The sequence below is a fragment of the Dyadobacter soli genome (assembly GCF_900101885.1).
Taxonomy (GTDB): domain Bacteria; phylum Bacteroidota; class Bacteroidia; order Cytophagales; family Spirosomataceae; genus Dyadobacter; species Dyadobacter soli.
Genome location: NZ_FNAN01000031.1, coordinates 38,496 through 61,793 on the forward strand (window position 1 = coordinate 38,496; position 23,298 = coordinate 61,793).

A 23,298-nucleotide genomic window follows, 5' to 3' on the forward strand; every position below is an offset into this window, starting at 1 on the left:
CCGGTCTGTACCGCAAACCGATATTGCAGTATAGACCGGCCAGAGGCCTGCGAATAGTACGTACGAATCACGAGATTCGTACCAGCGCTACCAGCGCCTTTTTCCTTCCTCCCCTTCCTCCTTTCTTCCCTTTCCTCCATCTTCCCCTTCCTCCGTCATTCATACTCTACAAACGCCTCATCCTCATAACACCACAACCACTTCTCTCCCGGCTCGGCCGACGAGGCTACGGGGTGGCCGGTGTGGTGGAAATGCTTGGTCATGTGCTTGGCGGGGGAGCTGTCGCAGCATAAGGTCGCGCCGCAGGTCTGGCAGGTGCGCAAATGCACCCACCAGCCATCGACTTTTTTGCATTCTTCGCAAACAAGCTCGCTGGCGACCTTAATCTCCTGTATATCTTCTAAATGTTTACAAATCTCTTCCATTATACTTCACTTAAATATTGGTGGACAAAACTGATGGACATCGATCCTTCGCCTACTGCCGACGTCACGCGGTTCATCGCGCCCGCACGCACGTCGCCCGCAGCGAAAATGCCCGGCGAGCTCGTTTCGAGCAGGTAGGGATCGCGGTCGGCTTTCCAGATCTCTTTGAAATTATCGTAATTCTTCATTTCACGGCCCGTTTCGATGAAACCCTTCTTGTTCTTGATGATTTCAAGGCCTACCCATTCGGTATAAGGCTTCGCACCGATGAAAATGAACAATGCGTCGGCCGGAACAATGCGCTCTTCACTGGTATTCAAATCAACCAGTTTGAGGTTTTCAAGATGGCCGTCGCCTTGCGCTTCAAGAATTTCCGTGCAGCCCAAAACGGCGATGTTCTCCGTCCCGGCGATCTGGTCGATCAGATAGGACGACATCGAGGAAGTCAAATCATTTTTCCGGACCAGGATATTCACATTCCGCGCAAACTTCGACAGATACATCGCCGCCTGCCCCGCAGAATTGCCTCCGCCGAGCACATATACATCCTTATTGCCGCAGGAACTGGCCTCTGTGCTGGCAGCACCGTAGTAAATGCCCTTCCCCGTAAAGTCCTCAATACCGATCGTTTCCAGCTTACGGTAATCGACACCCGTGGTGATCACTACCGCCTTGGCATTCACTTCGTTACCATCGCCAAGCACCACGGTTTTATATTTATCTTTTAACTTAATCTCCTTCACAAACTGCGGCGAAAGGAACTCCGTACCGAAGCGCGTCGCCTGCGTGATGGCACGGCGCGTGAGTTCGGCCCCGCTCAAACCCGTTGGAAAACCGAGGTAATTCTCGATCCGGGAACTCGTACCGGCCTGTCCACCAGGCGCTTTGCGCTCGATCAACAAAGTACTTAAACCTTCCGAAGCACCATACACCGATGCCGCCAGCCCCGCCGGGCCCGCACCGATGATCACGACGTCGTAAATCTGCTGTTTGGTTTTGGGATTCAGCCCGATACGCTCCGCAATGTCGATCAGCGACGGCGTTTTCAATAACGAACCATCCTCAAAAATCACCACCGGGAAATCGACCGGGCACAGGTTGTTATTTTGCGAAATCTGCCGCCCGCTCTCGTTCGATTCCGCATCCAGCCATAGGTACGGCACCAGATTCCCAGCCAGGAAGTCCTTGATTTCGTGGGCTTTGGGTGAGAATTGATAACCTAACACTTTAATACCCTTGAAATCCGGTCGGTAGTTGCCCTGCCAGTCGCGGAGCAGCTCGTCGATCGCCGGGTAGAGCTTCTCTTCCGGCGGGTCCCAGGGCTTCATGAGGTAATAGTCGAGCTGAACGTCGTTGATCGCCTTAATGGCCGCCTCCGTATCCGAATAGGCCGTCAGCAGCACCCTTTTGGCGAAGGGGAACATTTTCATGGCCTTTTGCAGAAAATCCACGCCCTGCATTTCGGGCATGCGCTGGTCCGAAATGAACATCGCCACCTCGTCGCCGCGGTTCTGCAATTCGAGCAGGCTTTCCATCGCTTCGGCCACGGAAGTAGTGCTCAATATCCGGTATTTTTCGCGGTAATGGGATTTCAGGTCGCGGCTGATCGCCCGGAGTACCTGGGGATCGTCGTCAATCGAAAATAGGATGGGCAAAGCCATGGGAGCTCTTTTAAGTATGGGTTGAGAATTAAAATTATCCATTAAAAGGGAAACATACCACAAATTCGGTACGCCCCGGCTGCGAATGCAGCGTAACGGTTCCGCGGTGTTGGCGTACGATGCGGTTCACGACGTCGAGCCCAAGCCCCGTACCCTTCCCTACCGACTTGGTGGTAAAAAACGGGTCGAAAATCTTGGAACGGATCTCGGCCGGAACGCCCGGGCCATTGTCGCAGATCGTCACCTTCACAAATTCCTTGTCGCGGCGGGTAATGAGCGTCAACTCGGCCTCCGGCTGACTATCCAGCGCGTCGATCGCATTGTCGATCAGGTTCGTCCACACCTGGTTCAGCTCACCTACCATCGCTTTCACGGGTGGTAACGTCAGGTCGAAGTCCTCGGTCACCTTGATATTGCCCTTTTTCAGCTTGTAATTCAGCATGATCAGCGTGTTGCGGATGCCCACGTGGATGTCCACGTACTCGCGCTCGCCCCCGCGGTCCATATGCGTAAAGGTCTTCACGGAGCCCACGAGCTCTGCAATGCGTTTCGAAGCCTCCTGAATATCCGCCACCATCCGCTCGGTCGTCAGGCTATTGTTGATCCAGGTCAGCACGGGCGACAGGTCATCGTGGTTGATCTTCCCTTTCAATGCTTCCAGATCATCTTCTCCAACTCCGAATTCCACGAGGTTATCGGCGATGTCTTCACAACCATCGATCTGGTTCATATCGAGCCAGTCGAGAATCTCATCCTCCTTCTCCGACCGTTTCATCATCGAGAGCACAGGCCGGTTCGTATTGTTGAGCAAAGTCACCATTTTATCATTCAAAAGGTCGATTTCCTCGTGCGACAAATGGATCGAGAGCAACGATTTAAAGGAATCGGGCTGCATCAGCAAATGCTCTTTCAAGGAAGCCGAACTCCTTACAATAGCCGCCGCAGGATTATTCAGCTCGTGCGCCAGCCCCGCCGAGAGCTTACCCAGCGCCATCATCTTCTCATTCTGCTGTTCGAGTTCGGTGAACTCCCGCACGCGCGACGTCATCACGATCACGAGCGCCTGCGTAAGCTCGTAATGCAGCGTGACCAGCTCCCGCAACAGTTCTTTCGGGAGCGTCATTACCTGGGCCGTTTCCAGGCATACACCGTGTGCGATGGCTATTTTTCCACGCGAAAACGGCAATATACCCGTCACGGTGCCGGGCAATAGCTCGGATATAATCTGTTTGGTATTGGCCTGAACCCGGTACAGCTCGATCCGGCCTGAAAAAATGACGTGCGTGCCTATCAGCGGTTCTCCCGGCCGGATCATCACATCGCCCTCCTGCAACTCGTAATGCTCGCTGTGGTCGATCATCCATTGCAGCTGGTTTTCAGGCACATCCTTAAAAACTTCAATGGCAAGCAAATCCTGGACACTAATATCTTTCATGAGCGAACGCGGTAATGGTGTGAGTTAACGGGCCAATTTCGAAATAAACGGGGACTTTTTCGTGCGAACCTCCCGAATGCACAACGAAATCCCGTCTTTATACGATTCCGCCCGTCACCAGCCGCGTGTAGATCTTGTACTCCGGCAACCCGCCGGTAACCTCCGCCAGGCTCACCTCCACCCAATCGCGGTTGCCCGGATGCACGAACGCCCCGTTGCACGCAGGAAAAAGCTGTCGCAGCCGTTCGAATGATGCCGCTTCGAGGTTAATCTCCTCGTGTCCTAGTTCCGTCGACAAATAATGCCCGGTACAAAGCCCGAGCGACGTTTCAAACTCTATTTTCACCATGCTGCCCACAATTTCCTGCTGCATGATGTCGAGCACCACCTCCTCGCGAATGTCGTCGGCAGTGCCCAGCGTTTCCTCCTGCTCGCCCAGGTTGTCGATGCTGGGAATATCAATAACTGCCATGGGTTTCTGTTTTGTTTTGGGTATCTAAATTCAAAAACCGTTCCCATTACCATCCGGGCGTCGCTAACTTTCGTTCGGTACGATATTTGCTTCTATTGGCTCCACAACAAACTGAAAATGAAAGTGGAGCGAAAGATACACATCGGCACCTCAGGATGGAGTTACAAGCATTGGAAAGGCATTTTCTATCCCGAAAATGTGAAAGCTGCGGAATACCTGACATTTTATGCCCGACATTTCCCCGTTTCGGAAATCAACAACAGCTTCTACAAGCTGCCCACGAAGGAGATCGTGGAGAAATGGATCGATTTGGTGCCCGATGGATTCCTGTTCTGCCCGAAAATGAGCCGGTACCTGAGCCATTTGAAGAAGCTCCATGATCCAAAGGAGCCATTGGAACGGTTTTTCAACATTTTTGGACCTTATAAAAAACACCTTGGCCCCATACTCGTCCAATTGCCCGCCAACTCCCGTTTCCAAGCCGAAGTAGCGGAGGCATTTTACGAAGAAACCGACTCGTACGAAGGCTTCCGCTTCGCCCTCGAAGTACGGCACCCGTCATGGTTTTCGGAGGAAAGCATAGGGTTGATGAAAAAACACGGCATCGCGCTCGTCTTCTCCCAGGCCGACCGCTTCCCCTACCACGAAGAAATCACCGCCAAAGACATCTACCTGCGCTTTCACGGCCCGACGTCGCTGTACAGTTCGTCCTACCCCGACGATATCCTGGAAGATTACGCCGAAAAATTCGCCGCCTGGGCCGACGACGGCCACGAGGTTTGGGCATTTTTCAACAACGACATAGGCGGCCACGCGCTGGACAATGCGAGGAAGTTGCAGGAACGTGTCGACGCCAGGATAAATGAAATGATTGAATGATCCGCCGTGGAACGGGGAATGATTGAATGATTGAATGACTGAATGATTGAATGATTGAATGACTGAATGACTGAATGATTGAATGATTGAATAGTTAAACGCCCGTACAGTCATAGAAATTAATAGTTCAAAATCAGCAACACAAGCTTATTCAATCATTCAATCATTCAATCATTCAAAATTCATTAACACACCACCGCTAACCCATCACACCATGACACTTTCCAAATACAACGAAAAACGCACTTTCGACAAAACGCCGGAACCGAAAGGCGGCGAAGCCGACCAGGTGGAACTCATTTTCGTCATCCAGAAACACGACGCTTCCCGCCTGCATTACGATTTCAGGCTGGAAATGGATGGCGTGCTCAAAAGCTGGGCCGTCCCCAAAGGTCCGTCGACCGATCCGTCTGTGAAGCGGCTGGCGATGATGGTGGAGGATCATCCTTATGATTACAAGGATTTCGAAGGTATTATTCCCGAAGGAAACTATGGTGCGGGGACTGTTATGGTGTGGGATTACGGCACTTATGAGCCATTGGAAGAGGTAGAAAAAGGGAAGTTAAAGGGAGTGAAAGGTAAAAAGGCGCAGGAAAAACTGGCGCTAAAAGAGCTGCATTCCGGCTCGCTGAAAGTGCGGATGAATGGTAAGAAACTCAAAGGGGAATATGCATTGGTGAAAACGAAAGGCATGGAGGAAAATGCCTGGCTACTCATCAAGCACCGCGATAAATATGCTTCCGAGGACGATATTACCGAAAAAGACCGCTCCGCCGTCTCCCGCCGGACGCTGAACGGCATTGAAAAAGCAAGCGACGCGGTTTGGGAAAGCAATCACGAGGAGAAGAAATCGTCCAAAACAAAGGCGACCGGCAAAACAAAGGGCAAAAGCAAATCGACAACAGCAAAAGCTTCCAAAACGGAAGCCAAAGATCCCGCCGAGGATGCAGCTACCGAAAAAAAAAGTCCGGACGCAGACGTACCGGCGATCCTGAAAAAAGGAAAAAAGCAAAAGTTTCCCGATGACCTGCAGCCTATGCTCGCCACGCTGGTGGACGGGCCGTTCGACGATCCCGGCTGGGAATATGAGGTTAAATGGGACGGATACCGGGCATTGGCCTACCTCAACAAGGGCGGGGTGAGCCTGCAATCGCGGAACAAAAAATCGTTTAATGACAAATTTTACCCCGTCTACCAGCAGTTGCAGGAGTGGAAAATCGATGCGGTGATCGACGGCGAAATCGTTGTAATTAACGAAAAGGGCCTATCCGATTTCAATGCATTACAAAACTGGCGGAGCGAGGCCGATGGCGAGCTGGTTTACTATGCCTTCGATATTCTCTGGTTCGACGGCAAAAGCCTTATCCACCTGCCTCTTAGCGAGCGGAAGGCCATTTTGCAAAGCATTGTCGATGAAAACAGCCCGGTACAGCTCGGGTACAGTGTCGAGGCGGATGGTAATGCATTCTTCGAAGCAGCGCAGAAAATGGGTTTGGAAGGAGTCATCGCTAAAAAATCCGATAGCGAATACTTTCCGGGCATCCGCACGCGCGATTGGCTCAAAATAAAAATTAACAAGCGGCAGGAAGTGATTATCGCCGGCTATACGCTGAATGAGGGTTCTTCCAAGCTTTTCAGCGCGTTACTCCTGGCCGCTTATGACAAAGGCGAGCTGCGTTATGTAGGCAAAGTGGGCACCGGCTTCAAGGAAAAGCAGCAAAAGGAAATGCTAGCGCTGTTCAAACCATTGATTATCAAAAAAAGCCCATTCAAAGAAACGCCGGATTACAACAAACCCTCGCGCTTCCGCCCGAACCCGCCGCACGCGAATGCGACCTGGCTGAAACCGGAACTGGTATGCGAGATCAGTTTTACCGAAATCACGCAGGATGGCGTGTTCAGGCACCCGTCGTTCGAGGGAATGCGGGAGGACAAATCGGCGAAGGATGTGGTGCGGGAAGTGGAAAAACCGGCCGATGAAGTGGTGGAAGAGGTGAATGCAGATGAAGAAACCATCATTAAAAAACCTTCCAAACCGAAAAGAAAAACACTTTTGAACCCGAAAGAGGAAACGCAGGTGCGCAAAATCAGTGGCCATGAAGTGAAGTTTTCGAATTTGGGTAAATTATACTGGCCGGACGATAAAATACAGAAACGCGAACTGATCAACTATTACTACCAGGTCGCCCCACTCATTCTGCCTTATCTCGAAAACCGGCCGCTCTCGCTCAACCGCTTTCCAAACGGTATTAAGGGCAAGAGCTTTTACCAGAAAGACGTGACCGGCAAAGTACCCGACTGGATCGAAACGACACCTTATGTTTCCGAAGGCGAGCACAAAAACTTCATGCTCTGCAACGACGAGGCCACATTGCTCTACATGGCCAACCTCGGCGCCATCGATGTAAACCCCTGGAACAGCCGCATCGAAACGCCCGATAACCCCGACTGGTGCCTGCTCGATCTCGACCCGGACACGACCAATACATTTGAGCAGGTGATCGAAACCGCGCAAGTGATTAAATCCCTGCTCGATTCGCTGAATGTGCCCTCCTACTGCAAAACCTCCGGCTCCACCGGCCTGCACATTTACATTCCCCTCGGCGCGAAATACAGCTACGACCAATGCCAGCTCTTCGCCGAATGGGTGGCGGGCCAGGTACAGCACCGGCTCCCCGATTTCACCAGCGTGGAGCGAATGACCAAAAACCGCAAGGGCAAACTTTACATCGATTACCTCCAAAATCGCCCCAAAGCCACACTCGCCGCACCCTACTCGGTACGCCCAAAACCTGGCGCCACCGTTTCCATGCCCTTGCATTGGGACGAGGTGAAGATCGGTCTGCAATTGAAAGATTTCACAATCTTCAACGCCATGGAACGAATTCAGCGCGAAGGTGACCTATTCAAACCCGTTTTAGGCGAAGGAATCGACCTGGAAGAAGTGATCGGTAAAATCGATGTCACCACAGGCTAAAAGTCAAAATCCTCCTACTTTTTGTTAATAAATAACCAGCTTACCCCCTCATTGTAGTAGTAATGTAGGGGTGATTTTTCCGTGAAAACATTTCACTTGTGCAATATGAGGTAGTAATGTAGTAATGCATTGCTACCCGGAGGCCTCATTGTGCCTATACCTTTGTCGGCGGTACGCAAGTATTACTTTTTCAATAATTAATTGGGCAAAGATCATTTGCCGGTTCTACTAATTTTTAATACTAACATTTATGAGCAAAAAATTTGTACTATTATGTAGTGTGCTGATGCTATATGGCCTTGTACAGACCGCCTTCGCCCAGAGCAGGGTCGTGAAGGGCAAAGTATCGGTCAAAACGAAGGGCGAAGAGCTGGTAGGCGCTACGGTGGTAGTAGAAGGCACCAACTACGCGACCATTACCGACGCCACCGGTAATTACTCGATCGAGGTGCAGCCCAACTCCGTCCTCGTAGCTAGTTTCATCGGAATGAACACCCAGAAAGTTACTGTGGGCAACCAATCCGAAATCAATTTTGAACTGGAAGAATCCATCGATAACCTCAGCGAAGTGGTGGTGGTGGGCTATGGCGCGCAGAAGAAAAGCGTCGTAACCGGCGCCATTTCGAGCGTAAAAGCCGCTGATTTAGAATCAATGCCGATTAACCGACTGGAAGAAGCGTTGCAGGGCCGGACTTCCGGCCTTACAATCGCTTCGAACTCCGGCCAGCCCGGCTCAGCCGCGACCGTACGCGTACGGGGCGTAACGACGCTGAACAACAACGACCCTTTGTACGTAGTGGACGGTGTGGTGGTCGATAACGGTGGTATCGGATTCCTTAACCAGTCTGATATCGAGTCGATTGAAGTACTGAAAGACGCAGCTTCACAGGCCATTTACGGCGCGCGGGCAGCTGCGGGGGTAATTTTGGTTACTACTAAAAAAGGGAAAGCAGGCGGTATCCGCGTGAATTACAATGGCTACATCGGCGTGCAGGCACCGGCTAAGAAACTCGACCTGCTCGACGCTACCCAATATGCGACGATCCGTAATGAAGCGGCTGTAAATGCAGGTCAACCGGCTCCCTATGCTAATCCTGCGGCATTTGGCAAGGGTACCGACTGGCAGGACCTGATCTTTAACAACAGCGCCAAACGTCAGAACCACGAACTGAGCGTCAGTGGCGGGACCGACAAGTCAACTTTCTATCTTTCATTGGGTTATCTCAACCAGGAGGGTATTGTCGCGACGGATATTTCCAAATACAAAAGGACGAGCATTCGCCTTAACTCGGAGCACAAACTTGCGAAATGGCTCACATTCGGCCAGAACCTCGGTTACGCGCACGATAAATCCGTGGGACTGGGTAATACAAATAGCGAATTTGGTGGTCCGTTGAGCTCTGCCATTAACCTTGACCCTATTACACCTGCAGTAATCACTGATCCTGCGGTGGCAAATGCGGCGCCTTATACCAACAAAGGCATCCGTCGCGACGCGAACGGCAATCCTTACGGCATTTCGCAGGCAGTGGGCCAGGAAATGAGCAACCCGCTGGCGTATATCCAAAACCGTTTAGGCAATTACAGCTGGTCGGACAATATCGTGGGCAATGCTTACCTGATGGCCGAACCGATCAAAGGTTTGCAACTGAAATCGACCATCGGTAGCAAGCTGGCGTTCTGGGGCAATGAGAGCTTCACCCCTATTTCGTGGCTGAATGCGGCTTCCATTAATTCACAGACGAGCTTCAACCGCACCAACAACCGCCGCTTTGATTACAATCTGGAAAACACCATTTCCTACACCAAAGCATTTGGCTTGCATAATGTGAATGTGCTTTTGGGACAGGGTGCTTACCTTGACAACAATACCCGCATGACCAGCGTGACGTTCTTCAACGTGCCTGCGGACAACTTCGACGATGCTTCCCTGAACTTTAAAGTACCTGCCGACCAACGCAACTCCGACGGTTCAGAAGGTGCTAATCACACCGTAAGCTCGCTTTTCGCCCGTTTGAACTATGACTATGACGAGAAATACCTCGTGCAGGCATTGGTACGCCGCGACGGTTCTTCCCGCTTCGGTTCGAACCACAAGTACGGTATCTTCCCGTCGTTCTCACTCGGCTGGGTACTCTCGCGCGAGGCATTCTTTCCGACCAACAATGCAGTAAATTTCCTGAAATTCCGCGGGGGATACGGCGTGGTGGGTAACGACGGTATCGGCGATTTCGCTTACCTCTCGACCATCGGGAGCGGCCGTAACTACACCATCGGTACTTCGGGCAGCTACATCATCGGGTACAGCCCCAATGCGCCTGCGAACCCGGACCTGAAATGGGAACAGACCAGCCAGACCAACATCGGCTTCGACGCGACGATCTTCAATAATGTGAATGTGACTTTCGAGTGGTTCAAGAAGGCTACCAAGGATATTTTGCAAAACCCACGCATTCCGGGCTACGTAGGTGCTATTTCGAACCCTGCGGCCAACATCGCCGACATGGAAAACACCGGGGTGGAACTCGAATTGGGCTTCCGCAAGCGTCTCGGCCAGGTTGATTTCTCTGTGAACGGAAATGTTTCCTATATCAAAAACGAAGTGACCAACCTCGGCAACGGCGTGCAGTACCTTTCCGGCGGCCAGAGCTTCCAGGGCTCGCCCCCGATCACGCGTACGCAGGTGGGACAGCCGATCAGCTCGTTCTTCGGCTATGTAAACCAGGGTATTTTCCAGACGCAGGAGGAAGTGGATTCGCACGTTTCCGCCGAAGGCAAAAAGATTCAGCCGAATGCAAAACCGGGTGATTTCAAATGGCAGGACCTGAATGGCGATGGTACGATCACTGAAACCGACCGCACGTTCATCGGTAACCCCACTCCAAAATTGAACTACGGCCTCACATTGAATGCAGCCTACAAAGGTTTCGATATCGTGGTATTCGGCCAGGGCGTGGCAGGTAACCAGATTTTCCAGGGCCTCCGCCGCCTCGACATCGCCAATGCCAACTGGCAAACCGACGCACTCGACCGCTGGACGGGCCCGGGGACTTCTACTACTTTCCCACGCATCGTGAACGGCGACCCGAACAAGAATTTCCAGAACCCGTCGAGCTTCTATCTGGAAAAAGGCGATTTCTTCCGCTTGAAAACGCTGCAAATCGGCTACTCGCTGCCGAATTCGATCATCAGCAAGGTGGCGATGAAAAAGGCACGTGTGTATGTGATGAGCCAGAACCTGTTCACCCTCACCAAATACACCGGCTACGACCCCGAGATCGGCGGAAGCGTGCTCAGCGTCGACAAGGGCATTTACCCGCAGGCGCGCAGCTTCATGGTAGGTTTGAACATTGTTTTTTAATTGATTAATACGAATAAAATGAAATTGAGATATAACAAATTCGTGACTGCCCTGGCATTTACCGCCGGTTTGCAGCTCATGTCCTGCTCCGACAGCTTCCTCGACGTGAAACCCAAGGGCCTCAACCTCGAAGCGAACTACTACCGCAACCAGGAAGAGGCGTTCAACGGCCTGGTGGCGGCTTACGATGTGGTGGGCTGGCAGGGTAACGGCTACGTTTCCACCATCGCCACGATGAATGCGGCTTCCGACGACCATTTCGCGGGCGGCGGCGGCCCGAGCGACATCATGGATTTCCAGGTCATTTCCAACTATACCCTAAACCCGACCACCGGACCACAGGGAGAACTATGGAGAAAAGGCTTCTCGGGCGTGTTCCGCACGAATGCCATTCTCGAAAAGCTTCCTGGGGTACCGATGGATGAGACGCTCAAAAAGCGCTACACGGCCGAAGCGAAGTTCCTGCGCGGGTATTTCTATTTCGAGCTGGTGAGGCTGTTCAAGAACGTACCGCTGTTCACCCGCACCATTTCCACCCAGGAAATGTACGACGTGCTGCAAGCGGCCCCGGCGGAAGTTTATGCTCAGGTCGAAAAAGATCTGTCGGAGTCGATCGCTGACTTGCCGGTTACTATCAATGTAGCAACGGAAGCTGGCCGTGTAGGACAAGGTGCGGCGCATGCGATTTTGGGTAAAGTCTATTTGTATCAAAATAAATTCGCGCAGGCTGCGCAGGAACTGGCGAAAGTGAACGGTACGCCCGGCGGTAACAACCAGTATGGCTATAAGCTGCTCGACAATTTCGGCGATCTTTTCAAGACGAAGAACAAGTTCAACAGCGAATCCATTTTTGAACTTTCCTATACCAATACCTCTGCCGGAGGATGGAGCTGCGTGTCGTGTACGGAAGGTAATGTGATGAACATCATTACCGGCCCGCGCGGCTACAACCGCAAGTCGGACTCGGCGCCGGATTACGTTTCAGGATGGAGCTTCCTGCCGGTAACGCCGTCGCTATTTGAAGCGATCCATTTCGACCCGCGCTACAAAGCGACCGTGGCCAACCTCGACAGCCTTGAAAAAGCGGGCGTCGTAGCGTACGAGAAGGGTTATATGAACACGGGTTATTTCCTTGAAAAATTTGCAGGAAGGCAGTCCGACCGTTGGACAGGCGCCGGTGCTCCCGAGCTCAACTTCCCGCAGAATATGTACGATACCCGCCTGGCCGACACCTACCTGCTGGAAGCCGAGGCCCTCGTACGCGGGTCGGGCGACCTTACCCGCGCCGCTGCGCTCCTGAACGCGGTACGCGCACGTGTAGGCCTGAAACCAGTGGCTGCGACATTTGAAAACATTAAAAAAGAACGCCGCCTCGAACTCGCGGGTGAAGGCCACCGCTGGATGGACCTCGTGCGATGGGGTGACGCGGCAGCCGTGCTCGGACCGAAAGGCTTCGTGGCAGGCAAACACGAAATTCTTCCGATTCCTTTGCTGGAACTGGAAAATACGAAAATCGAGCAGAGTAAAGAATGGGGCGGGACCAGGTAGCGGTCTCATACCCAGATCAGAAAGGCTTGGAGCTTTGCTCTAAGCCTTTTCTTTTGACTCGTCGAGATGAAAACCGAGAAAGAAATTGAACATATTCACATCGGTCGGCAGCTGTAATTTCTTGCGCAGGCGATAGCGGCTTACCTCCACCCCTCTCAGCGAAATATTCATAAGCTGCGCGATTTCCTTGCTGGAAAGGTTCATGCGCAGGTAAGCGGCCATTTTCAGTTCGTTGGCGGTCAGGTTCGGGTATTTTTCCTTTAATGCAATGAGGAAGTTGCTGTGCACGCTATCGAAGTGCTTGGAGAACTGGCCCCAGTCCTTATCCACCTTGTTTTCGTCGCCAACGACCTTGATCATCTTTTTCAAATCATCGTTAATCTTATCATCCTCAGCACTTTTGGTAATTTTAACCAGGTCGGTTTTGAGTTTCGAGAGCAGCTCAGCCTTTTGCACCAAATGCATGGCCGACGTCGCCAGATCCGTGTTTTTGTGCAGGATTTCGGCTTCCAGCTTTTCGTTTTTGAGCTTGATGATTTCCTTTTCGTTCTTTTCGAGTTCCAGCTGGTGCAGGTATTGCAGGCGTTTTTGTTCTTCCAAATGCATTTGCTGCTGTTGCAGGAAGCGCTTTTCCTGCCATTTGTAAAACAGCCAGGCCAGCCCGAGAATCAGCACGCCGTAAGCCAGATACGCCCAGATCGACTGGTACCAGGGCGGCAGGATCACAAACGAGTAACCCGCTGCTTCCGACTCGCTGCCGAAATTATTCCGCGCCTTCACTTTGAAAGTATAATGCCCCGGCGGCAAATGCGTGTATTCCTTCGCACTCCGCGCCGACCAGTTGGACCAGTTGCTGTCAAATCCTTCCAGAAAATAGGCGTACTCGATGCTCGACTGCTGGCTGAACAATGTCGAAGAAAACTCAAAACCCACTGAATTCAAGCGGTTTGTAATGCGGGGAATCTGTTCGTCGGTCTGTTTTTTCAAATCATTAATTTCCCCGAAATACCCCCCAAAAAGCAACGAGTCGGTACCGAACGACCGCATTGCGCTGATCTGCACGGCAATACGGCTCTTGTTCTGTTTGTACTTTTTGTAATTGATATGGTAAATGCCTTTCTCGCCGCCGATAAGGATGTTTTCTTCATTTAACGGGTGAATGTATTCGAAACCGGAGACCATTTTGTGGTTGATTTCGGGAAGGAAAATAATCTTGGGACTACCGCCGCTCATATCTACCACACCCAGCTCCTTCCCGCGTACAAACCAGACGTTACCCGCCTGATCTTCTTTCAGATAGCGCACACCGAGATTTTGGAATATCCCATTGTAGTACGCCGATGCCGTAAACCGGTCGGTCGCCGCATTGTATTCGTAAATGCCCTTTTCGGTAGCGACCAGGATCTTGTTCTTGACTTTATAAATGTAATTGTGGTTGAGCGAAAGCGGCAGGCCGTCCTTGTGCGTATACAGCCGCGCCTGCGACGGTGCGCCGCCCGACGGCACGCCGCCCGACGGATCGCCGCCTGACGGATCGCCGCTTGAATGCTCACTGTCCGGCAGCGTCACCTTGTACACCCCGCGGTAAGGATGCGACGTCCAGATTACATTCTCCTCACGCGCATCCGTACTCAGGAAACGCGCGGCCACATCGAACCCTTCGACCCGACCCACCGGCCGGAATGTACTGCCATTATATTCCAGGAAATTGATGCCGTTGTAGTTCCCTACTGCCACTTTCGTGACCGGGTAAATCCGGGAAAGCGGCAAAAAGCCCCAGAAGCCATTTCGCTTTTCAACCGGCCGGGCCTGATTACCCTCCACCTCAAAAATACCCTCGTGGTGTGCCATCAGCAGCTTCCCGTTGATTTCCGAAAGTCCCCATACCTGCCCGCGCGAATGCGCTACAAAACTGAATGTGCCTTTCACATAGCTCAGGTCGCTGAACTGCCCCACCGCCACCGAATACAGGCCGTTGGAAGTACCTACGTACAGGCGGCCCTTATGAATCAGCGACGCATAACCTGCCTCGTCCTTGGTTGCGGCCGGGTACATCGTCTTAATGGCATTGTCGTAAGCGATGAAGTCGATACCGTTGTCGAGGCCCAGCCAGAGGTTTTTGTCCCGGTCGCGGAAAACACTGAGGACGTTGTTATTTTGCAAACCATCCGCGCGTGCGAACCGGTGAACGAACTCGCCTTCATTCGTGACGATGTAGCAGCCGCCCAGGCTCGTTGCGAGCGCAATCAGTTTTTCGTTCACCCGCGTCGCGGCATATATCCGCTCGCTTTTGACCTGATCAATAAACGCGGATTGCAGGCGCGTGGCGCGGTCGCCGGAAAGCCGGTACAGGCCAGCATCCATGGTAACGAGCAGCGCATGCTCTTTATCGACGGACAGGAGACTCGTGGTTAGGTATTCAGAAGGGAGCTCACCAGCAGTGATCCACGGTACCCAACGGCCATTATCGTACCTCAGCAGCCCGCTAGCCGCATCCTGCGCCACAGCAATGCCATTACAAACGCCCATAAAGCGCCAATGCGAACCGCCGCTGAATACGCTGACGGCATTGTCTTCATACACAAAAATGCGGTTGCTGGCCCTGAAAAAGACGCTGCCGTTAAGCACTGCCACATTCCAGATGTCGGCAAAACTGCGGTCGCGCTCGTGTACGAGGTTACGCAGGGACACATAATGCAAAACACCGCGCTTGTCGGGCGTGAAGTAGCCGAATTCGTTCTCGCCGCCAATGTAAATGCGGTTATCCGCCCCGATTTCCAGCGAGCGGACTTTGGTTTTGTTGGGTAATGGGTACGTCCGCCAGTAAATGCCGTCGAAAGTCAGCAGCCCTTCGTTGTTCGCAAAATACATCACACCGTTCCGGCCCTGGCGGATCGCCCAGTTCTGTGTTCCGGCGTGGTATGTTTGTTTGGAATAGTTGACTACCTCGGGCAGGCCGATGGTGTTCTGTGCGTACAGCCGTTGCACAAAAAGCACCAGAAACAGGAAAACAGCTATGTGTATCATATTCCGGCTTTGCAGTACACTGATGAGCGGATTGACGTAGTGGCGAACCACGCCAGTGCATTTATTTCGCAATTTTAGTCGGGTTGTTGTAGTAATGTAGTAGCCCGTCATGCACAAAGTTGTGCAGGTTGCCCTACATTTGAACTCGCAATATATTACATTATTTTCAGTGTATTTCAATATGGGTTTTAAGCGGTCCGCCGCTGCGGTTGAGAGTTCAGAGTTTATGAGTTCAAGGTCTAGTCTAAACTTTCAAAACTCTAAACTTTACACGCTCGACGCTAAACTCTTAGACATTAAACTTAAAAGCATGAAATTCTTCAATCCTAAACCTGCATTGTTGCTCGGCATCTGCCTCGTGACCGGCCTGATGGCTTTCGGACAGTCGAAAAAGGTCGATTTCTGGCTTACCAATCCGGATAAATCGGTGCTATTTGCCCAACAGCCGGCCCTGGCATTACAAAAACCTGCATCTTCCGGTGCAACGCCGGTAATTGGTATTAATGCAAAACAAAAGTTCCAGGAAATCGACGGTTTCGGCTTTACGCTCACCGGCGGCAGCGCACAGCATTTGATGGGCATGAGCAAAATCGCCCGTACCGCATTGCTCAAAGAGCTTTTCTCGACTGCGGGCAATGGCATCGGGATTGCTTACCTGCGTGTGAGCATCGGCGCATCCGACCTGAATGAGAAGGTATTCTCCTACGACGACCTGCCCCAGGGCCAGACCGACCCGGACATGAAGCATTTCAACCTCGGCCCCGACCGCAACGATGTGATCCCCATTTTAAAAGAGATATTAGCTTTTAATCCAAAATTGAAAATCCTCGGCTCACCCTGGTCGCCGCCGGTGTGGATGAAAGACAATGGCGACACCCGCGGCGGAAGCCTGAAACCGGAATGGTATGATGCCTATGCCAGATATTTCGTGCGTTACATTCAGGATATGCAAAAAGAGGGTATTCGTATCGATGCGATTACCGTGCAGAACGAACCATTGCATCCCGGCAACAATCCCAGCCTGCTGATGCTGGCGAAAGACCAGGCCGTTTTTGTCAAAAATCATTTGGGGCCTGCATTCGAAAAGGCCAAAATCAATACTAAAATCATCGTTTACGACCACAATGCCGATAAACCTGAGTACCCGATCACGATCCTCGACGATCCGGAAGCGAAGAGATATGTAAACGGCTCGGCATTCCACCTCTAAGGCGGCACCATCGACGCATTATCCAAAGTCCACGACGCACACCCCGACAGGCACCTTTATTTCACCGAGCAATGGATGGGCGCGCCAGGCAAGTTCGAGCGCGATTTTCCCGACCACATCAAAAAATTGACCATCGGTGCTACCCGCAACTGGGCCCGCACCGTGCTCGAATGGAACCTCACCAGCAACCCGCAAAACCGCCCCTTCACCGACCGCGGCGGCTGCGACCGCTGCCTGGGTGGCGTCACCCTCGATGGCGACAAAGTCACCCGCAATGCCGCGTATTACGTAGTCGCGCACGCATCCAAGTTTGTACGCCCGGGTTCCGTGCGTATCGCGTCCGGCGTAGATGTGAGCGCCGCGGACAGTCAGTTGTTGAACGTCGCATTTTTACGTCCCGACGGAAAAAAGGTGTTGATCGTTTTGAACGATTCGGAAGTCGAGAAGAAATTTACGATTCAGGATGGAGCCCTGGCGACCCCTGTCAGTCTGAAAGCGGGGTCGGTTGGGACGTTTGTTTGGTAGTGCTTTTCAGTTCAGTGATCGACTGGGCTCGGGCGTTGCCGCGCTGTTGTAACCAGCGATTGAAATCGCTGGTTATGAGACACGGCTACATGCCTGACGGCATTTGTTGATGGTTTGATGCGATTTGTTGTTCGCAATGTTGCATCGCTATTACGTACCTGACGCCATCTTCAATGCGGGATACGATTTGACTATATCAAATGCCGTTAGGCATGTAGCCTTATTCCCTAACCAGCGATTTCAATCGCTGGTTACAACAGCGCGCGAGCGTCCGCGGAAATCGATTGCTAATAGCTTTTGCAACCCCTCGCGCGGCAATACAACACCCCTCCCCGATTGTGACAAACAACCTGAACCGTAAGATAGCTCAAAGCGCCGCGGACGGCCGTTAGCATAAGTTGCTATCAGCGCTGCATCCTGTGACATGGGTTTGATATACAACATTTTATCCTCAATATCTCCGGCGAATGCCAGCAGCGGCGCATTGTTTTGCGCCGCTAGTACCAATAACCCACCGTTCGCTAATCGCAAATGCGCCATTCCCTTCGCATCGCCCGGTACAAAAACGCCGCTTTGGGCCGCATGCAACGGTTTTAAACCTCCTTTGCCATCACCCAACATCACTAATCCATTCAACCCATCCAGCCTTCCGCTGATCGACTCGGTAGCATGGCTGTTGCCGGAAAGCAGCAAATCGAGGTGGCCGTCGTGGTTTAAATCTTCTGCCAGCAAGCCGTAAACCGGCCCCATCTGGGCTGCGGCGGGGAGGTATTTCAATGCAAACTTGCCGCCGCCCTTATTTTCGAGCATGACTGAATGCATGGTTTCACAAACCAGTTTTTTAGCGTCTTTCAACTCTTCGGGTTTGAAAACGTCGGTGATTTTGGCTTTGGAATAATCGGCGTAGTAGATGAATCGCTTTTTGAGGAAGTTCATCTGGCTGGTCATTTCGTCGCGCGGGTGCGTGGGGTACAGGTCGTTGCCAATGTAGCGGGCGATTACCGGGTCCATGGTGCCACTTTTGTCAAAATCTTTGGCGAGTAATGTCAGCGGCTTGTCGTTGGAGGGCTTTCCTTCGCTGTTCAGGCCCACATTACCGAGTACGTAGTCGGTATCGCCGTCCTCGTCGAAGTCGCCGGAAGTAATGCTGTTCCACCACCCGGTTGTGTTTTTAAGTCCGGTTAGCGTACTCACGTTCAACAGCTGACCTTTTGCATTTTTATAAAACACAATGGGCATCCATTCGCCGCCGACAATAAGATCCGTCCAGCCGTCCTGGTCGAAATCTGTCCATAATGCGGTGGTTACCATGCCAATACTTTTGATTTCAGGGCAAACCTGCTGCGTCACTTCCACGAACCTACCGCCTTCATTCCTAAGTAAATAGCTTTCGCCAGGCATGGGATAAGTGCCTGGGGAAAGTCTGCCGCCTATGAAAAGGTCAAGGTCACCGTCACGGTCAAAATCGGCGGCATTTACAGTAGAACCACTGGCTGTAAGCGGAGGTAATGCGCTGGGATTTAGTTTGAAATGACCTGTCCCATCATTGAAATATAACCTGTCCTGGTAATAACGGGAACCTGCCTCGAACTCATTGCTACCGCTCACCACATACAAATCCTGATCGCCGTCGCCGTCCGCGTCAAAGAACAGCGAACCCATATCCTCTTCATATTTCTGCCCTTCCACCAACGCATTCGAGCGGAAACGTTGCTGCTTGTCCTGCACAAAAACACGCCCGGATTGATTGAATGCCCCACCGACATAAAAATCGTCGAGACCGTCGCCATTTACATCAGCGACGGCAATGCCCGGGCCATTTTGGGATAACAAATGCGGGAGCAACGGCTGTATTTTGAAGTCGATGTAAAGGTCGTCTTTGTGCTGAAAATCAATGCCGCTGCCCTTCAATGATGTAAATAGCGGTGCATTAGCCTCCTCGGTACCAGCCTTTGGATAGTTTGCAGGTGCATTGCCTGATGCCTTCGCGTGATCCAGTTCCAGCATTTGACCAGCCTTCACATTCTTCAAAACCTGCATTCGTGCATCAGGCCAGATAATGGTTATACTATCTATTTGTGTCGCACTACCAAGACCGAAATGCTCCCGGTTCGGCTCCGTCGTCGACTGGTAACCCCGGTAAGGCGAATGCTCGGCATATTGCATGCCCTTGGCCGTCCAGAGCCAGATTTTAGCGCCTGATCCGTCCCTGTTCAGCGCAGGGCCTTTCAGTTTGACGGTCAGCGAATGCTTATCAGCCTTACGTTCGGAGTGATTTTCGTATAAAAATGCCTCGCTATCGATGTTGTTCATCGCGATGTCGAGGTCGCCGTCGTTGTCGAAATCGGCATAGACGGCCCCGTTGGAGAATGAGGGAATATCGAAGCCCCATTCGGCGGATTTGTTGGCGAACGTGAGGTCGTGGTTGTTGGCGAAAAGGTAGTTAGGCACGTGAGCGCTTTCCACTTTCTTCAATGCTTCGGCCAGCTTGCGGCTATCGCCATGGCCCGAGCGCATTTGCATTTCGTATTCCGCCATTCGATAAATGACAAAATCCCGGTTAGTAATGTCCTTCGGGTAGCCATTGGTGATCATAAGGTCACGGAAACCGTCGTTATCGTAGTCGGCAAACAATGCGCCCCAGCTCCAATCTGTGGCGTCCACGCCGGAATAGCGGCCTATTTCGCTGAAAATGGGCTGGTTACTACCTGGCACTTTACCCTGGTTATGTTGCAGTGTATTGCGCATGAATTGCGGCTCGTAGCCCATCCGCAGCTCCGACAAATGCCGGTCGTAATTCATCAGCCCGAACATATTCTTCCGGCGAATGGGATCTTCGGGCAGCATATCCACGGTGATGAAGTCGACCAGGCCGTCGTTATCGATGTCCGCCGCGTCATTACCCATCGCCGAATAGCTCTGATGCTTGAAATACGCGGCTACTTCGTTTTTGAATGTGCCGTTTTGCTGGTTGATGTAGAGCAGGTCGTTTGAAACGTAGTCGTTTGAAATGTACACATCCGGCCAGCCGTCGTTATTCACGTCGGTCACCGCAATGCCCAGGCCATAACCTTCTTCCAGAATACCCGATTCTTTCGAAACGTCGGTGAACGTGCCGTTTCCATTATTTCGAAAAAGGCGGTCGACATTGGGGGAAGAGCCGTCGCTGATCTTCGGGCGTATGTTGTTCGGGCCGCGCATGTTCATCACGTTCGTCACGAGGTACGCGTCGAGATCGCCGTCGTGGTCGTAATCGAAGAATGCGGCTTGCGTGGTGTTACCGCTGTAATCGAGCCCGTAAGCCTTGCCTTCTTCTTTGAATGTGTTGTTTTTCTGATTGATAAAGAGCAGGTTAGGAAGCGTACCTACCTGTGCTGGTCCTGCACGGCAAACGTAAATATCCAGGAAACCGTCGGCATTGATATCTACCATAGCCACACCACGAGCCCAGCCCTCAGCGATCTGAATGCCGTATTTGGCAGTAACATCCTCGAATTCAATTCGTTGATCCTTACTTTTATTGACATACAGTTTACTCTCCGACATATTCCCGGTAAAGAACAAATCGGTGAGGCCGTCATTATTAATGTCGCCCGCTCCTACTCCGCCGCCATTGTAGAAGTACTCGTAGGTAAGGATATTGAGCTGATCGTCCTCGTGGAGGCGGTTGTTGAAATGCACGCCGGTTTCCTCAGGCGACAGCAGTTCGAACAACTTTTGGTCGTCCTTTTTGGTGGTACAGGAGCCGATGAGGCAGAAAAAGCAAAGGAACAGGCGTAACGGACGGATCATGGGCAAATGCAATTATTGCGGCATTGAGACTGGCGTTGCAGGTATTTTGGTAAAAAACCGGACTTCATAAAGCTCCTGGTTCTTTCCGGGAAGATAAGGTTTCTGTGCCTTTTTCAATATCAAATGCTCATCGGTAAGCTTCACAATCTGAAATCCGCTCAACCGATGGCCGGTCGAATCGGTATAAACCAGAGAGTCGGCAGTTGGCAGCTGGTAACGATAGGTCTTAAATTTCTCCTTTTTCCGCTCCGTCATCACGCCGTTGGCATCATACTCGAACGTGGACCAATGCTCATCGAAAGTATTATTAGTAAAGCTGAACCCATTCACAAAGTTGCTGATCGAATCCGTACGCCAGGTGCCTTCAAGCGAACGCTCGCGGGAATGGCACGATGCGAGGAGCATGGCGGGGAGGAGGATGGTGAGCAGCGGGCGGGTTGGATGCATAGGAGTTTAATTTTGAATGAGCGAATGAGCGAATGAGTGAATATTCAATCCAGTATTCACTCATTCACTCATTGACTCATTCAATCATTAATAATTACTATTCTGCTTCAAAACCCCATTGCTCAAATCCACCTCGCGCTGCGGCAATGGGAAGTAGTAATGTTTGGGTTTGATGAAATTGCGGCTCGGTTTGAATGGACCGCGGGCGATTTTGTAATGGGCGGCGATGTCGATCAGGCTCGCTTTGTCCCAGCGCATCAGGTCCTGGTGGCGCTCGTTCTCGCCTGCCAGCTCTACGCGGCGCTCGTGCATAATGTCGGCCATTTTCGCACCCGTTTTAGCGGCCAGACCGGCGCGTTTCCGTACCGCATTCAGTTCGGTATCACCACTTTGTCCGGAACGGATCTTCGCTTCGGCCACCAACAAATATACGTCCGCAGAACGGAGGAACGGTGCATTCAGGCTTTGGCTCATGTCGCCTGCGTCGGTGAAGCTGGTGTATTTGCGGAATGAGTATCCGGTTACGCGGGTCATATTGGCGGCGAATGTCGTTGTTCCTGCGGAACCGCGGTTCACCTTATCGCCTGGGCTGTAAATCGAGTACGAGCGGCGCGGATCGCCTTTTTCGAACTCCTGCACGAGGTCTTCGATCGGTTCGTGGAAGCCCCAGCCGCCGAATGCCTGCGGCGTGTGGTAGAAGGTCGGCGAGTTGTCGGTCGTCCAGCCGGTTTCGTATTGCAGCGAAAACAGGATTTCCGGGTTGTTCTCGGTAGTGAGCTGGAAGTTTTCGTCGTAATTACCCGCAAGCTTGTAGGCCGCATTACTAATCACTTTTTGCCCCATTTCGATCGCTTTGGGCCAGTTTTCCTGGTATACGTACAATTTCGCAAGGAAACCATTCGCCGAACCTTGGGTAACACGCCCCGCATCTCCGTCGGCATAGCTTACCGGGAGCAGGGCCGCGGCCTTCGTGAAATCCGATTCCGCCTGCGCGCGTACCTCCGCGAGCGTCGCTTTGGGTTTGTTATAGTTGTTGTTCAGCGCATCGTCTTCGAGGATCAAGGGAACTTCACCGTAAATCAGCGAAAGGCGCCAGTATACGAATCCACGAAGGAAATATGCCTCGCCCATGCTGCGGTTGCGCAATGCTTCGTCCATGGTCACTTTCGGCGCGTTGATCAGCACCGCGTTGGCGCGGGAAATCACCTCGTACTTCGTTGACCACGTGGCGAGAATGTGCGAGTTGGCGGCATCGAACGTGAACATTTCTAGCGAAGTCTCGTCGGAGTGGTCACCAGCCCGGTTCATATCGTCGGAGCAGTTATCGAATGTGTATTCGGTGTGGGCGAAACCGTCTTCGTTCAGCAAGGGGGCGTAAATGGCGTTGGTGGCAGCCACCACGTCGTCGCCATTGCGCCAGAACTGCTGGGAGGTCACCTGGCCGTAAGGCGTGCTGTCGAGCAGGTCATCGTTACAACTGGTTACGGCCATCAGGAAGAGCCATCCGGCCAGTACATATATCTTTTTCATGTCGGAATG

The 23,298-nt window shown here is 52.1% G+C and carries 14 protein-coding genes; 6 read left to right on the forward strand and 8 right to left on the reverse strand.

What is annotated here, in order from left to right:
- Positions 1-155 precede the first annotated feature (155 nt).
- From BLQ88_RS34440 to BLQ88_RS34455, 4 genes are all read right to left on the reverse strand, one after another.
- Positions 156-425 (reverse strand): UBP-type zinc finger domain-containing protein, encoded by a 270-nt coding sequence (locus tag BLQ88_RS34440; RefSeq protein ID WP_090157567.1) that lies wholly within the window; start codon positions 423-425, stop codon positions 156-158.
- A complete protein-coding gene (locus tag BLQ88_RS34445) occupies positions 425-2,086 on the reverse strand; it encodes a response regulator (protein ID WP_090157568.1) in 1,662 nt (553 codons plus the stop codon). The genes BLQ88_RS34440 and BLQ88_RS34445 overlap by 1 nt, the downstream gene beginning before the upstream one ends.
- Positions 2,087-2,120: 34 nt before the next feature.
- The gene (locus BLQ88_RS34450) at positions 2,121-3,521 is read right to left on the reverse strand and encodes an ATP-binding protein (RefSeq protein ID WP_090157569.1); all 1,401 of its coding nucleotides are present in this window, start codon (positions 3,519-3,521) and stop codon (positions 2,121-2,123) included.
- A 97-nt stretch (positions 3,522-3,618) separates the two neighbouring features.
- Positions 3,619-3,993 (reverse strand): hypothetical protein, encoded by a 375-nt coding sequence (locus BLQ88_RS34455; protein ID WP_090157570.1) that lies wholly within the window; start codon positions 3,991-3,993, stop codon positions 3,619-3,621.
- 117 nt (positions 3,994-4,110) lie between these two features.
- Between BLQ88_RS34455 and BLQ88_RS34460 the strand changes: the two genes are divergently transcribed.
- The 4 genes from BLQ88_RS34460 (at position 4,111) to BLQ88_RS34475 (ending at position 12,758) form a co-directional block, all read left to right on the forward strand.
- The gene (locus tag BLQ88_RS34460; RefSeq protein ID WP_090157571.1) at positions 4,111-4,872 is read left to right on the forward strand and encodes a DUF72 domain-containing protein; all 762 of its coding nucleotides are present in this window, start codon (positions 4,111-4,113) and stop codon (positions 4,870-4,872) included.
- A 214-nt stretch (positions 4,873-5,086) separates the two neighbouring features.
- Positions 5,087-7,849, forward strand: a complete 2,763-nt coding sequence (ligD, locus tag BLQ88_RS34465; RefSeq protein ID WP_090157572.1) for a DNA ligase D — start codon at positions 5,087-5,089, stop codon at positions 7,847-7,849.
- Positions 7,850-8,099: 250 nt separating this feature from the next.
- Entirely contained in the window at positions 8,100-11,210 is a 3,111-nt protein-coding gene (locus tag BLQ88_RS34470) for a SusC/RagA family TonB-linked outer membrane protein (protein WP_229212982.1), read from the forward strand.
- Positions 11,211-11,228: 18 nt separating this feature from the next.
- A complete protein-coding gene (locus BLQ88_RS34475) occupies positions 11,229-12,758 on the forward strand; it encodes a RagB/SusD family nutrient uptake outer membrane protein (protein ID WP_090157586.1) in 1,530 nt (509 codons plus the stop codon).
- Positions 12,759-12,797: 39 nt separating this feature from the next.
- Here BLQ88_RS34475 and BLQ88_RS34480 read toward each other — a convergent pair whose 3' ends face one another.
- The gene (locus BLQ88_RS34480; RefSeq protein ID WP_176885190.1) at positions 12,798-15,785 is read right to left on the reverse strand and encodes a triple tyrosine motif-containing protein; all 2,988 of its coding nucleotides are present in this window, start codon (positions 15,783-15,785) and stop codon (positions 12,798-12,800) included.
- 310 nt (positions 15,786-16,095) lie between these two features.
- On the opposite strand from BLQ88_RS34480, the gene BLQ88_RS37475 reads away from it, so the two are divergent.
- Positions 16,096-16,995 carry a glycoside hydrolase family 30 protein gene (locus BLQ88_RS37475; protein WP_310590164.1) on the forward strand — a complete coding sequence of 300 codons (900 nt, stop codon included), beginning with the start codon at positions 16,096-16,098 and terminating at the stop codon, positions 16,993-16,995.
- Positions 16,996-17,070: 75 nt separating this feature from the next.
- Positions 17,071-17,520, forward strand: coding sequence for a glycoside hydrolase family 30 beta sandwich domain-containing protein (locus BLQ88_RS37480; RefSeq protein WP_310590165.1), 450 nt, complete (start codon positions 17,071-17,073; stop codon positions 17,518-17,520).
- A gap of 240 nt (positions 17,521-17,760) precedes the next feature.
- Here BLQ88_RS37480 and BLQ88_RS34490 read toward each other — a convergent pair whose 3' ends face one another.
- The 3 genes from BLQ88_RS34490 to BLQ88_RS34500 all read right to left on the reverse strand — a co-directional run bounded on the left by BLQ88_RS34490 (position 17,761) and on the right by BLQ88_RS34500 (position 23,289).
- Positions 17,761-21,312: a VCBS repeat-containing protein gene (locus tag BLQ88_RS34490; RefSeq protein ID WP_090157575.1), complete on the reverse strand. Its 3,552-nt coding sequence runs from the start codon at positions 21,310-21,312 to the stop codon at positions 17,761-17,763.
- A gap of 12 nt (positions 21,313-21,324) precedes the next feature.
- Entirely contained in the window at positions 21,325-21,759 is a 435-nt protein-coding gene (locus tag BLQ88_RS34495) for a hypothetical protein (RefSeq protein WP_090157576.1), read from the reverse strand.
- An 87-nt stretch (positions 21,760-21,846) separates the two neighbouring features.
- Positions 21,847-23,289, reverse strand: coding sequence for a RagB/SusD family nutrient uptake outer membrane protein (locus tag BLQ88_RS34500; protein WP_090157577.1), 1,443 nt, complete (start codon positions 23,287-23,289; stop codon positions 21,847-21,849).
- Between the last annotated feature and the right edge of the window lie 9 nt (positions 23,290-23,298).